Source organism: Pasteuria penetrans, assembly GCF_900538055.1.
GTDB lineage: Bacteria > Bacillota > Bacilli > Thermoactinomycetales > Thermoactinomycetaceae > Pasteuria > Pasteuria penetrans.
Genome location: NZ_UZAC03000001.1, coordinates 1,169,973 through 1,182,254, shown reverse-complemented (window position 1 = coordinate 1,182,254; position 12,282 = coordinate 1,169,973). Strand labels below are relative to the sequence as shown.

Here is a 12,282-nt window from a genome sequence, read left to right as displayed (position 1 = left end):
ATGTCAGATTTACTTGGCCATGTTAGTTGTTTGCTCCGATTTTGATTTTTCTTCTTATCCGGGGAGAGGGTGTTATTTATTATGACCCCAAGAAGGGCATTGTTTATAATGATGTTTGTTGTTTCTACTTTAGTAATTTCCTTCATATCTACTACAAGTATCCAGGCCACTATGATTGAATTGAATCATAACAGCGCATTGGGAATAATTACATCCATGTTTATGGATGGGGATGGATTGATTTGGTGGGGTCAATTCCCTGCACGCAAGTGTTTTATGCACGTGGTACTTACGAGTCTTGTAATTGGGATTATGAATGGGATTATATTTCCGGGTTACTTGGGGAGAAAAAAAGCAATCCTTGTAGGATCGTTTATTTTTGTAATTTTAGGAATGATAATAAGATATTTTATGCTTGAGATATTATGGACAAATTGGTTTCCATTATCGGATCATCATAAAAACTGGTTGTTTTTAATTTCTATATTCGTGGCTTCAATAGGATTTTATTGCGCTTTTCATATTGGCGGTAAGGATATTGGTTATAAGTTTATCTTTAAGTATATTCTTGGTTTGGTTCTTGTGCTTCTCATATCCCTGGCGGTAGATATAGTAATGAGATTCCTGATTTACGACCTGTTGCTGTCGTAGCTCGGGTAGAGGTCGACTAAGGGGACCGTCCCATATTTTCTGTACGGCACGGCACCTCCACGTGCCAAAAAACCTGCTCTTTTCTTGGGCAGGTTTTTATTCGTTTAAAAATGTTCTGCGAAGCCATAACTGGAATCTTGTACCTATCTTTATCTATCTATTCTATGCCTCATTACATATAATTTAACAAAATATATTTTTTATTTTTATAATTATGAATATAATGGGCGTATAAAATGAATCCATATGTGCAATCGTAGACCGATCCAGCAAACCCTGTAGAATAAAACTGGAATTTGCACATAGTATCATCGGTCACATCGCACTTTTTGGTTGTATCCCAAATTTGGTGTTATTCCCCCAAAACCCTGTCCAGAAATTCATACCCCCAACGGGATGCTTCCAATTTTTGGGTAGTAATACTTATAGACGTAAATAGGAGGGGGCTGTTCGCACCCCTCAACAGCGAAAGCCTAGTTCGTTCTCATCATTCCCAAAGTTTTTCCCTATCGCATGCTGGTTTTTCTGCCGTACCAGCCTCGACATCATACGGGCGAGGGGTAGGGCTATTTTTCTATGGTGGGATTAAAATAGGGGGGTTGCCCCACTACCTTGTTCCACGTTCCAACCATCACTCCGATGCCTGTTCTGTATCTTTAGATTGTGGGATACAGGGGGCATTCTCTGCTGTCTCCCTCTTCAGATTTCTGGGAGCAGCCTTCATGATGTTACGGATAGCATAGACATAACACCGTTGGTGGACTGTATCGCGGGGGAAATGCCCGCGTACAACGACGGGAAAGGCCGGGATACCCATTTGTCGTGACAAATACGCACTTTGTTAGTTTTCAGACTCTGTTCTCTCAACTTCCCTACGTGCTGATTATAGGATCCAATATTCCCGGTATGGGTGAGGGTGAAACCTAAGATATCCCGTTCTCCCTCTGCCGTGATACCCGTGCTGACTGTATTCTAAGTAAGAATCAATGAACAAGATTTTATGTATGGTGCTGGCGCGGTTAACAAGGTTCACAATTGTTTCTTGAGGTTCCAATAAAAATGGGGAATGATCCTTTGCGGATTCATAAAAATAATTATATATACTTTTAAGAAATCATATTATCCATAGCAGTTCGGTTTCCAAATTACGGCCGGGCCATCAATATTTATAATAATATTCTGAAATATATACACAAAACAAGATGTGACCCCTTTCTCCCATGTACATTCGAAACAACTTTTATGTTTCACCTGAAAATTACTGCCAAAGAAACTTGAGAACCATCTGTTATTTCTATACAATCCTCTTTATACTATAAAAAAGGAGGTTGATAACAGATGATCCCAGGGCGTTGTACCATGGAACAGTCGAATTTGAAAAAGGTAGAGGAATGGATGGAATGCTTTGCGAATCAGTGGCACTGGTGTTCCACCAAAGAAGAAATTAAACTTGCAATCCTTTGCGAGTATTACAGGCAACATGCTTCATGGTACAGGTAAACATATGCCGATTATCATAATACGATTGGTCAACTGTGTAAGGATATCCTTTTTACCCTAACCATGGAGTTCGTTAAAGAGACCTTCGGGTGGACCGACAGGGAATTGATCGAACGTCTCCCACGGGAGGGACTATTTTTTGAAGCTCTGGGGGGGAAGAAAGGAAAGCCCCTTATAGGTAGAAGGACATTATATGACGGCAGGAAACGGTTGTTGGCATACGAGGAGAAAGCAAGATGCAATGGTACACAGGGTTCCTTTCAGCACTTCACCACCTTCCAAAAGTCAATAGTAGGTATGATATCCACCTGCCGTAGAATGGATAGCACACTAATCAACAGTAACATAAGGAAATTAACCCGTAATGAAGTGATCGATCTGGTGGCAAAAAATGTGGTTTGTATCTCGGCTGAACTTCAAATTCCCCTCCCCGCGGAGTGGGGGTCTTTTTGGAAAAGGGATGCAAACAAACAGACATCGATTGTCAGCAATCATTGGGCCATCAGCCTCCTCTCCTCCCCCAAAGAGGAGTAACAGCAAGGGATCATAGGACTGCGGAGCTAGTTGGAGTTTGCTTGGCTATAAGGAACTACACCTCCGAATATGACGAAATCAGATCAATCAAGGAGTATGCATTGCTGGAAAGGGTGATCTGGGAACAGACGGAGGAGGATGAACAAGGAAATCTCAGGATGCTCCCCAAGGTGCGTTCTGGTAGTCTACAAAGCCCTTATGATCCTGATGCTCAGTACAGGAAGAAGAACAAACAGGAATGTTGGGGATATTCCGGCCAGATCGTAGAGGATCGTGATGGAGAGAAGGGAATAAGCCTGATTTCCTTCTTTGATCTGAGAGGTTCCCTGCATCCAGATACGACCTTTGCGAAGGAGTACATAGAAACATGGGTTCCCCATGATGGAACGCAGTTGTGTGCCGATGGAGGGTACTACAGCCATGAGGTCAGCGAGCTGGCCCAATCAAAGGGTATTTCCCTATGTTTCACCAATATGACGGGCCAAAGGGAGAACCCCAATCAATTGAGGGCAAGCACGTTTGTGCGAGACAAAAGAACAAAGGAAATTACACGATGCGCGGCAAACAAGGAACCCGAGAACAGCCGGTACAAACCAGGGGGAAAACCAGGGAGCGGGACCAGTGTGGCTTATTTCAACAGGGAGGATTGCAAGAAGTGCCCCTTTGCGGATCAGTGCATTGGCAAACCCAACAAAACGGGGGGAAGAACCGTAAGATTGACCGACCGAACGTACTCAGCGGCAAAGCAAAGGGATCAATTGGAGCAACCCAAATACAGAGAAGCAGGGAATCGTCGTGCGGCCATTGAGGGCGTTTGCTCCGCACTCAAAAATGCCTATGGCGCCCGCCGACTTAAGGTGCGTGGTAAACGGAGAGCTAGGTTGACAATGTTCGCAAAGTGTGTAGCGTATAACACATCCCAAGTCTCCGAATATATAGTAAAATTTATAAGAATAAGAAGGAGGGATGCAATATAGTGATTAATATACCTCATAATTAAAAATATTCATAAAATAACCGGCACTATAGGCTGGTCTATTTGTCATGCTAAGATGTACGGAATAGGGCATTCCTTTCCACAAATATGGATTCAAAAACCAAGTTCCCATGGTTATAGTAGAAATCTAACCATAAGCGTTACGTTTCATTGTATCCGGCCCAAATCATTCATACTATTCAATTTATTATTTACATTAAAAATCGTCTATACATATTATACAGAATCAATTAATTTACTATTAGCAATCAATACATACTATTTTAAATACAATTAATATCAGAAAAAACCAAATCAACTGATTTTTAATTCGCGCACCAGCACCAGGCATGGGGTGCCTAAATGGCCAATCAGTGCCATCTATACTTTTGACCCGACACCCTATGATCCCCCAGCGATTTCGGGGGTTCAACAAAAAACAACCGATCGTACGAAATTTTCATATGCATCCTTCCATAAAGGGGTACCTTTCAACTCCAAAGTACTTACGCAGGAGATACTTAAAAATACTGTTTTTATAATCATAAATAATATAAAAATTTACCAGACATATCATTTAATTTTATAAAAATATTCCAATAAGTATGATATTTTTTATGCAGGGGCACCTGAAATGTATTGGAAAAAAATAGGCCCTATCCCATCCTTGAAATTCAGAATTGGGCGAAAGATCCCCAACCATGATATTCCAAGTCCGGGGTTGGGGCAAAGTCCAGTAATACAAGGATTCAACTATCCTCCCGATGACCTCTTTCCCTCGCTATCGGACGTACATCCTTTGGGTAAACGAAACAACCATTTTTTAAAAAACCCTTGTAAATCCTTATTGGACTGGTTTTCTACCAATCGAATGAAGTCACACCCTGTAGCAATTTTATAGCGATATTGACGATGATACTCTTTCATAATAGAAAATAACTTTTCCATACCCCCTATCTCCTTAGATAACATGAATAGCATTACGGCAGGGCGTGCATAAACCATAGGATTGAAGGTAGCAACGGGATAGCGATAGATATCATCGACAGAGGTCAACATGGTGGAAGCATTTACTTTATCTGTAATATTTACCATTTCTCTTATCCTATCCGGAGTGAAAAAGTCATCCTTTCCCACCACATCTCGTCCATACATAGCACCAGAAAAGGTTGCTAAACCTTCATCCAACCAGGGTTCACGGACTTGATCATTGCCCACAAACCCGTACCACCACTGATGGGCAATTTCATGAGCCCCCACAGTCACTCCTGTTTTTGCCTCCTTCTCCGATGGGGCAACCGCTGTCACAAAACCTGGATATTCCGCACCACTGACCGCAAAGTTATCCTTGCTAGTCACCACAACATCCAATTCATCCGTAACTTCATCACGGTAAGAACCGAATTTTTCACTAAAGTAGCGCAAACTAGAAACGGCTTCACCTTGCATTGCATTGGCTACTGACTTCGTCACCCCTGGGGGAAACCAGAGATTGACACGCACACCATCCATCGTACCGGTAACACCCTGATACTCCGAGGAAATCAGGGCTGCAAAATCACGTCCCCTTGCCCTTGATACCTTTTGTGTCCCATGCTCCGCGGATACGGGATTCCTACCCGTAGACACAACACGATAACCCTGAGGTACACAAAAGGAAACATAGAAATCAGCCACTCGCGTGTAAAAAGGAAACCCGGTAGATATATAGGGATAGGGATCCACATGCCAACCTTCTTGGTCGCGTACAGCTAACATGGGATACCATTGAGCTAACAGAGCCGTATTCCCATTCTGCTTCAACTGCTGCAATCCACCCTGCGGAATACGAAGATGGTAATCCATGTCCAAAATTAGCGCTGTACCCACGGTACGCCGTGGTAAATCCACCTTCCTCACGGTTTCATCTCGCCACAATTTTGCTGAGACCTCTTGACCATTTACTTTTACGTTTTGGACGTTCAAAAAACCCGGTTTTTCAGGATGTGATTCCTTATCGACCGCCCAATTGTGATGGAAAGCATTAGGATAAAGTCGAAAAAAAACTTCCTCACCCTTAGCCTCGGGAAGATCCGACGGGATTTCAACCCGCATATGTCCGGTTACATCACGTTGCTGTGGAGAATAAGTGGCCGAAATTTGATACACCGGACGAGAAGAATGATCCCCCCTATTTTCAAAAACCCTACTTGTGTAGGCATGGGAATCAAAATAACATTCGGGATCTAACAGAATACCTATCATACCCGCCCACCAAAACCATTTCTTCATGAAAATACTCCTCGCCAAATTTTTATTACTATAGTTTACCGATCTTACCTCCTTTCTATCCTGATCAAAGGAGGCCCAAAAAAGTGATTGCATCCCAAATTCAGGGTCTCCGTACTTTAATGGTTACGGAATCAGGAGAACCTAGAATGGTCCTATTTTTTATGGTTCATAGTAAAGAAGACAACGGAAAGAATTGAATCAGCATACCCATATTGCAATGTTTTTCTCAGTATAAATAAATTTAAAATTGAATATGTCCCATTCTGAATATGGGCCTGGGGTTTTTATTGTACTCTTCGGGAAAAATGAATAGTGTATAGACACAACGCTGAAATTTGTATGGGAATACCCTACTATGGATATGCTAGATATTTCTGTAGGAGGGACACTCATGATGATAACCAAAAAAGATAAGGAGATTGATCCTAATGTACCAAGCCCCCCTCTAACCAATGAAGTGGAACTGATAAGCCTGGAGGAAATAGAATCGGAGTATGAAGGTATGGTGCTGGTGCTGGAATTAAAAGTCAGTTGATTTGGTTTTTTCCGATATTAATTATATTTCAAAATAATATATATTGATTGCTATTAGTTAATGAATTACTTCTGTATAATATGTATGGATAATTTGTAATGTAAATAAAAAATTGAATAGTATGAATGTTTTGGACCGGATATGTGTGAAACGTAACGATTATGGTTGGATTTCTACTATAACCATGGAAACTCGGTTTTTGAACCCATGAGCGCGGAAATGAATGCCCTATTCCGCACACCTTGGCACGCCAAATAGACCGGCCTATAGTTCCGATTATTTTATGAATTTTTTAAATTATTAGATATGCTCATCACGATATGACTTCTCTCCTTCTTATTCTTATAAATTTTACTATATATTCGGAGACTTGAGATGTGTTATACGCTACACACTTTGCGAACATTGTCAACCTAGCTCTTCGTTCACCACGCACCTTAAGTCGGCGAGCTCCGTAAGCATTTTTTAGTGCGGAGCAAACGCCCTCAATGGCCGCACGACTGTTCCCTGCTTCCCTATATTTTGTCTCCTCCAATTGATCTCTTTGCTCCGCCGCCGAGTACGTTCGGTCGGTTAATCTTATGGTTCTTCCCCCTGTTTTGTTGAGTTTGCCAATGCACTGATCCGCAAAGGGGCACTTCTTGCAATCCTCCCCGTTGAAATAAGCCACACTGGTCCCGCTCCCTGGTTTTCTCCCTGGTTTGTACTGGCTGTTCTCGGGTTCCTTGTTTGCCACGCACCGTGTAATTTCCTTTGTTCTTTTGTCTCGCACAAACGTGCTTGCCCTCAATTTATCGGGGTTCTCCCTTCGGCCCGTCATATTGGTGAAGCATAGCGAAATACCCTTTGATTGGGCAAGTTCGCTTATCTCATGGCTGTAGTACCCCCCATCGGCACACAACCGCATTCCATCATGGGGAACCCATGTTTCTATGTACTCCTTCGCAAAGGCCGTATCTGGATGAAGGGAACCTTTCATATCAAAGAAGGAAATTAGGCTTACTCCCTTCTCTCCATCACGATCCTCTACGATTTGTCCGGAATATCCCCAACATTCCTGTTTGTTCTTCTTCCTGTACTGAGCATCAGGATCATAAGGGCTTTGTAGACTACCAGAACGCACCTTGGAGAGCATCCTGAGATTTCCTTGTTCATCCTCCTCAGTTTGTTCCCAGATCACCCTTTCCAGCAATGCATACTCCTTGGTTGATCTGATGTTGTCATAGTGGGAGACCTGTTCCCTTACAGCCAAGCAAACCCCAATTAGCTCTGCAGTCCTATGATCCCTTGCTGTTGCTCCTTTTTTTGGGGGAAGGGGAGGCTGATAGCCCAATGATTGCCGACTATCGATGTCTGTTAGTTTGCACCCCTTCTCCAGAAAAACCCCCCACTCCGCGGGGAGGGGAATCAGGAGTTCAGCCGAGATACAAACCACATTTTTTGCCACCAGATAGATCACGTCATTACGGGTCAATTTCCTTATGTTGCTGTTGATTAGCGTGCTATCCATTCTACGGCAGGTGGATGTCATACCTACTATTGACTTTTGGAAGGTGGTGAAGTGCTGAAAGGAGTCCCGTGTAACATTGCATTTTGTTTTCTCCTCGTATGCCAACAACCGTTTTCTGCCTTCGTATAATGTTCTCCTACCTATAAGGGGCTTTCCTTTTTTGCCCCCCAGAGCTTCAAAAAACCTTCCTTCCCGTGGAATACGTTCGATCAATTCCCTGTCTGTCCACCCAAAGGTTTCTTTAATGGACTCCAGGATTATGGTAAAAAGGATATCCTTGCAGGGTTGACCGATAGTATTATGATAATCGGCATATGTTTCCTTGTACCATGAAGCATGTTTCGCGTAATACTCGCAAAGGGTTGCAAGTTTAATTTCTTCCTTGGTGGAACACCAGCGCCACTTATCCGCGAAGCATTCAATCCATTCCTCTATCCCTTCCAAGTTCGACTGTTCTATGGTACAATACCCTGAGACCATCTGTTATCAACCTCCCTTTATAGTGGGTATAAAGAGGATTGTATAGGAATAACAGATGGTCTTCAAGTTTCTTTGAGGGTATTTTTCAGGTAATACATATAAAGTTGTTTCGAATGTACGTAAGGAAGGTAGGGTCATATCCTATTTTGACTATATGTTCGGAATATTATTATAATATCGGTAACCTAACCATAATTAGGGAACCGAGCTTCTATAGATAGTATGATTTCATAAAAGTTTATGTAGTTATTTTTATGAATCCGCAAAAGCCCACTTTCCATTTTTATTCGAACCTCAGGAAACAATTGTGAACCTTTTTAACGGCACCAGCACCAGGTATGAGAACCATCCGATCTGTACTCAAATCAGTGGTCGAAAAACCCTCACCCGAAACCCAGTGTTCCTATAAAAAATCCCGAGAAAGAGGGCAAAAGTTCGTCAAAATAGGTTTTGGTAGCGCCCGAACCTTTCTTCATCCAAGATGCGGTCCATGGATTCAGGAGTCAAAACTAGAACCGCAACGGTGGAAATGTAAGTACTGTAAGAGAAAAATCTCCCACGTTGATTCCATCATCGGACGAAGGAAAAAACACACGAAGGAATTCGAAGATGAGTTTGGATATACAGCAGAAATTTCTACAGCAGCTCAAGCTGCAGACCATTACTGTGTGCCAAGGGGGTGCTTTGACCAAGCATTACTTTAAAATACATTTTCCTAATAGGAAAAAGGAATTGGAGAATCGATCCCTAGAGGATGCAGAATCACGGAATGGGCCTATGCGTATTGGTATGGATGATGTATCAACCCATAAGGGGCAGAGGTATTTCACAACCATCCATGATCAGGATTCAAGGGCTGTATTGGTTGTTATCGAGGGTGGGGAGTCAAAAAGAAGTAGAAGGGGGTCTAGAGGATCATTATCCTAGGTTGCTTGCGTTGACATCAAGGATAATAGGGGCGGTGTCCACAGATCACGCTCCGGCCTACAAAAATATCGTGCAGAAGGTATTTAGAATGGCAACCCCTGTCTTCGATCGCTTCCATATCATTCAAAATATAAGGGATCACGCCCTCCATCCCCCTTTACGACAAGCCTTCGGTGATAGGAAATTCACAGCGGCTATAGACCGGCTATTCAGAGATGTGGTAGAGGACGATGATAAAGAACGTCTTACCTACGAGAATAAGCTAGTACTTTTACAAATACTGGGATACAGCGCGGAACCGATGGAACAGTATCGTAAGATTATCGTTGTGCGATCCTCGTACAAAGAAGGGGATTCTTGGGAATTACATAGAAGAAAACTTTGGAGTTTATACAATGATCTCATCCTAATTAACACAAAACTTTTACGGTATAAGCATCATCTATCGAAAATAAAGAAATCAGTGAGATCCTCCTTATCCGTTCGGTACAGAGAAGGGTTGGATGAACAAAAGAGGGCTTTTCTCGAGGGAATTTTGAAGAACATAGCCCACTGGTCCCACCTTGGGAAGGCTTACGAGTATGTGGAAAAAATTGGGAGATGGTACGATCAACCCTTTCCCGATGTTCAAACGTCTCGTGATGCTCTCCATGAATTCATAGAGGAGGGACTGAGATCCAAATACAAGGAGATTCAGAACGCAGCAAAAAGCCTGTCTTGGAATGAAAGTGGGGAGTATATAGCTAACGATCACCTTCATAGAATCGATAACGGTTTTGTAGAAGGGAAAAATTGTGCAATCAAGGCCATATCGCGCCAAAGCTATGGCATCAAGAACCATCAAAATTACGTAAATCTCTTGTTTGTACGATGCAATCGGCATCTTTGTAAACGAGGTAGGAGGAAGCATAAGGTTTCATAAAATAATGAATGAATGCCACCACAGGTAGTCCTAGATTAATTTCTTTTTCCTAATTTTATTATTTATAAAATAAATGTAAACTTTACATAGTTATTACAATCTGAAATCCATAAACATATAGGATTACCTGTGGCGTAAGAACAATAAAATATTTTTACTAAATAAATTTTCTTTATAGACTTCTCATCGAGGTAGATCTAGTATTTTAACCGGGCCCCTTACAGAACCGAATCCCCTCGCGTCTTACGACTCTTCCCGCCCCACACAGTTTTGATCTTTCTAGAACCAATCCGATGAGCTGGCCCCCTCCGCTTCATCGCCCTCCATTATCTTTTAGTTTTTACGATCTGGAGACGATCAGCTTAAATAAAAAATAAAATTCGACTTTATGTCGGTTTCTTTGGTGTACGCAAAAAGGGCGAGATAGGAACCGGTTACTATGATCCCGCGGTGATTTCGGTGGTTCAACAAAAAATAACCGATTGTACGAAATTTTCAGGTGCAATCCCCCAGAAAGGGGTACCTTTTCACCCCCAAGCACTTACGCTGGAAATACTCGAACAGACTTTTCATACTCATTAACAATATAAACATTTCCCAAACATATCATTTAATATACAAAAATATTCTAATAAGTTTGGTATCTTTTTTCGCGGTAGCACCACAATTGTAAACCTTGTTATATCGCAACAACACTATTGACTTTTTATGTATGTACCCTGTTATAATGGGAGCTGATTCCCCGTAAGGGATGAACACGGAAATGGTACGGAGAAAATTTTCGTTGGAATTCAAACAGAGAGCAATTGAACAGGTCAGGGGTGGGCAACATGTTGTCCAGGTATCTAGACAGCACGATCTTGCTGTTAGCACGATTAACCGTTGGATAAAGGAGGACAGGGAGGGCGTATTAGCCTAGCCGCACTAGCCCCATAGATGGGGGGTCATTTCTCACAAGAAATTGCACGGTCCCGTGTAACGTTGCTGTCCGTATACAATCAACAGATGGATAGAGGGGGACGGAGGGGGCGTGTTGGCTGTTTCATTTTTCCCATCCAATGGGTCTGTGTATCCGATGGGTTTGGGGTGCAATCACTTTTTTGGGCCTCCTTTGATTCAGGATAGAAAGGAGGTGAGATCGGTAAATTTGAGATCGGTAAACTATGAATAATAAAAATTTGGCGAGGAGTATTTTTATGAAGAAATGGTTTTGGTGGGCGGGTATGATAGGTATTCTGTTAGATCCCGGATGTTATTTTGATTCCCATGCCTACACAAGTAGGGTTTTTGAAAATAGGGGGGATCATTCTTCTCGTCCGGTGTATCAAATTTCGGCCACTTATTCTCCACAGCAACGTGATGTAACCGGACATATGCGGGTTGAAATCCCGTCGGATCTTCCCGAGGCTAAGGGTGAGGAAGTTTTTTTTCGACTTTATCCTAATGCTTTCCATCACAATTGGGCGGTCGATAAGGAATCACATCCTGAAAAACCGGGTTTTTTGAGCGTCCAAAACGTAAAAGTAAATGGTCAAGAGGTCTCAGCAAAATTGTGGCGAGATGAAACCGTGATGAAGGTGGATTTACCACGGCGTGCCGTGGGTACAGCGCTGACTTTGGACATGGATTACCATCTTCGTATTCCGCAGGGTGGATTGCAGCAGTTGAAGCAGAATGGGAATACAGCTCTGTTAGCTCAATGGTATCCTATGTTGGCTGTACGTGACCAAGAAGGTTGGCATGTGGATCCCTATCCCTATATATCTACCGGGTTCCCTTTTTACACGCGAGTGGCTGATTTCTATGTTTCCTTTTATGTACCTCAGGGTTAGGTTGCATCCCAAATCTGGTGTCACCCCCCAAAAAGGTGATTTTAGGTTCCTCATCCTTGCTCGCGAATCGCTCCCCCGGAGGGATTTTCTAATCAATAATAATTTTTATTAATAATATAAAAGTTAAAATGCACGGAGGCTACG

The 12,282-nt window shown here is 42.4% G+C and carries 13 protein-coding genes; 9 read left to right on the top strand and 4 right to left on the bottom strand.

Annotation, left to right across the window (positions count from 1 at the left end; genetic code table 11):
* Positions 1-81 precede the first annotated feature (81 nt).
* Positions 82-651: a hypothetical protein gene (locus tag PPRES148_RS04845; protein ID WP_149453492.1), complete on the top strand. Its 570-nt coding sequence runs from the start codon at positions 82-84 to the stop codon at positions 649-651.
* 631 nt (positions 652-1,282) lie between these two features.
* On the opposite strand, the gene PPRES148_RS04840 is transcribed toward PPRES148_RS04845, so the two are convergent.
* Positions 1,283-1,480, bottom strand: a complete 198-nt coding sequence (locus tag PPRES148_RS04840; protein WP_149453491.1) for a hypothetical protein — start codon at positions 1,478-1,480, stop codon at positions 1,283-1,285.
* Positions 1,481-1,989: 509 nt separating this feature from the next.
* Between PPRES148_RS04840 and PPRES148_RS11100 the strand changes: the two genes are divergently transcribed.
* The 3 genes from PPRES148_RS11100 to PPRES148_RS04830 all read left to right on the top strand — a co-directional run bounded on the left by PPRES148_RS11100 (position 1,990) and on the right by PPRES148_RS04830 (position 3,662).
* Positions 1,990-2,151 carry a hypothetical protein gene (locus PPRES148_RS11100; RefSeq protein ID WP_187820618.1) on the top strand — a complete coding sequence of 54 codons (162 nt, stop codon included), beginning with the start codon at positions 1,990-1,992 and terminating at the stop codon, positions 2,149-2,151.
* A gap of 105 nt (positions 2,152-2,256) precedes the next feature.
* A complete protein-coding gene (locus PPRES148_RS04835) occupies positions 2,257-2,685 on the top strand; it encodes a hypothetical protein (protein ID WP_149453490.1) in 429 nt (142 codons plus the stop codon).
* Positions 2,601-3,662 carry a transposase gene (locus PPRES148_RS04830; RefSeq protein WP_149453489.1) on the top strand — a complete coding sequence of 354 codons (1,062 nt, stop codon included), beginning with the start codon at positions 2,601-2,603 and terminating at the stop codon, positions 3,660-3,662. Before PPRES148_RS04835 ends, PPRES148_RS04830 begins: the two co-directional genes overlap by 85 nt.
* 752 nt (positions 3,663-4,414) lie before the next feature.
* On the opposite strand, the gene PPRES148_RS04825 is transcribed toward PPRES148_RS04830, so the two are convergent.
* The gene (locus PPRES148_RS04825) at positions 4,415-5,932 is read right to left on the bottom strand and encodes a M1 family metallopeptidase (protein WP_187820616.1); all 1,518 of its coding nucleotides are present in this window, start codon (positions 5,930-5,932) and stop codon (positions 4,415-4,417) included.
* 391 nt (positions 5,933-6,323) lie between these two features.
* Between PPRES148_RS04825 and PPRES148_RS11095 the strand changes: the two genes are divergently transcribed.
* A complete protein-coding gene (locus tag PPRES148_RS11095; protein ID WP_187820615.1) occupies positions 6,324-6,467 on the top strand; it encodes a hypothetical protein in 144 nt (47 codons plus the stop codon).
* Between the two features lie 313 nt (positions 6,468-6,780).
* Here the strand turns inward: PPRES148_RS11095 and PPRES148_RS04820 are convergent, their stop codons facing one another.
* On the bottom strand, positions 6,781-8,457 hold the full coding sequence (locus PPRES148_RS04820) for a transposase (RefSeq protein ID WP_149453487.1): 1,677 nt from the start codon (positions 8,455-8,457) through the stop codon (positions 6,781-6,783).
* 561 nt (positions 8,458-9,018) lie between these two features.
* On the opposite strand from PPRES148_RS04820, the gene PPRES148_RS11090 reads away from it, so the two are divergent.
* The 3 genes from PPRES148_RS11090 to PPRES148_RS04810 all read left to right on the top strand — a co-directional run bounded on the left by PPRES148_RS11090 (position 9,019) and on the right by PPRES148_RS04810 (position 11,225).
* Complete coding sequence (locus PPRES148_RS11090) at positions 9,019-9,384, top strand: hypothetical protein (protein WP_187820614.1); 366 nt, start codon at positions 9,019-9,021, stop codon at positions 9,382-9,384.
* Positions 9,335-10,306 carry a transposase gene (locus PPRES148_RS04815; protein ID WP_223127956.1) on the top strand — a complete coding sequence of 324 codons (972 nt, stop codon included), beginning with the start codon at positions 9,335-9,337 and terminating at the stop codon, positions 10,304-10,306. The genes PPRES148_RS11090 and PPRES148_RS04815 overlap by 50 nt, the downstream gene beginning before the upstream one ends.
* Before the next feature lie 763 nt (positions 10,307-11,069).
* The gene (locus PPRES148_RS04810; protein ID WP_187820612.1) at positions 11,070-11,225 is read left to right on the top strand and encodes a transposase; all 156 of its coding nucleotides are present in this window, start codon (positions 11,070-11,072) and stop codon (positions 11,223-11,225) included.
* 32 nt (positions 11,226-11,257) lie between these two features.
* Here PPRES148_RS04810 and PPRES148_RS12280 read toward each other — a convergent pair whose 3' ends face one another.
* The gene (locus PPRES148_RS12280; RefSeq protein ID WP_223127955.1) at positions 11,258-11,398 is read right to left on the bottom strand and encodes a hypothetical protein; all 141 of its coding nucleotides are present in this window, start codon (positions 11,396-11,398) and stop codon (positions 11,258-11,260) included.
* Positions 11,399-11,502: 104 nt separating this feature from the next.
* Between PPRES148_RS12280 and PPRES148_RS04805 the strand changes: the two genes are divergently transcribed.
* Positions 11,503-12,138 carry a gluzincin family metallopeptidase gene (locus tag PPRES148_RS04805; RefSeq protein ID WP_149453484.1) on the top strand — a complete coding sequence of 212 codons (636 nt, stop codon included), beginning with the start codon at positions 11,503-11,505 and terminating at the stop codon, positions 12,136-12,138.
* The last annotated feature ends 144 nt before the right edge of the window (positions 12,139-12,282 follow it).

Coding starts and splice junctions, on each gene's coding strand:
- PPRES148_RS04825 (WP_187820616.1), bottom strand. CDS start 5,932: ATGAAGAAATGGTTTTGGTGGGCGGGTATGATAGGTATTCTGTTAGAT.
- PPRES148_RS04810 (WP_187820612.1), top strand. CDS start 11,070: ATGGTACGGAGAAAATTTTCGTTGGAATTCAAACAGAGAGCAATTGAA.
- PPRES148_RS04845 (WP_149453492.1), top strand. CDS start 82: ATGACCCCAAGAAGGGCATTGTTTATAATGATGTTTGTTGTTTCTACT.
- PPRES148_RS04805 (WP_149453484.1), top strand. CDS start 11,503: ATGAAGAAATGGTTTTGGTGGGCGGGTATGATAGGTATTCTGTTAGAT.
- PPRES148_RS11100 (WP_187820618.1), top strand. CDS start 1,990: ATGATCCCAGGGCGTTGTACCATGGAACAGTCGAATTTGAAAAAGGTA.
- PPRES148_RS04820 (WP_149453487.1), bottom strand. CDS start 8,457: ATGGTCTCAGGGTATTGTACCATAGAACAGTCGAACTTGGAAGGGATA.
- PPRES148_RS11095 (WP_187820615.1), top strand. CDS start 6,324: ATGATGATAACCAAAAAAGATAAGGAGATTGATCCTAATGTACCAAGC.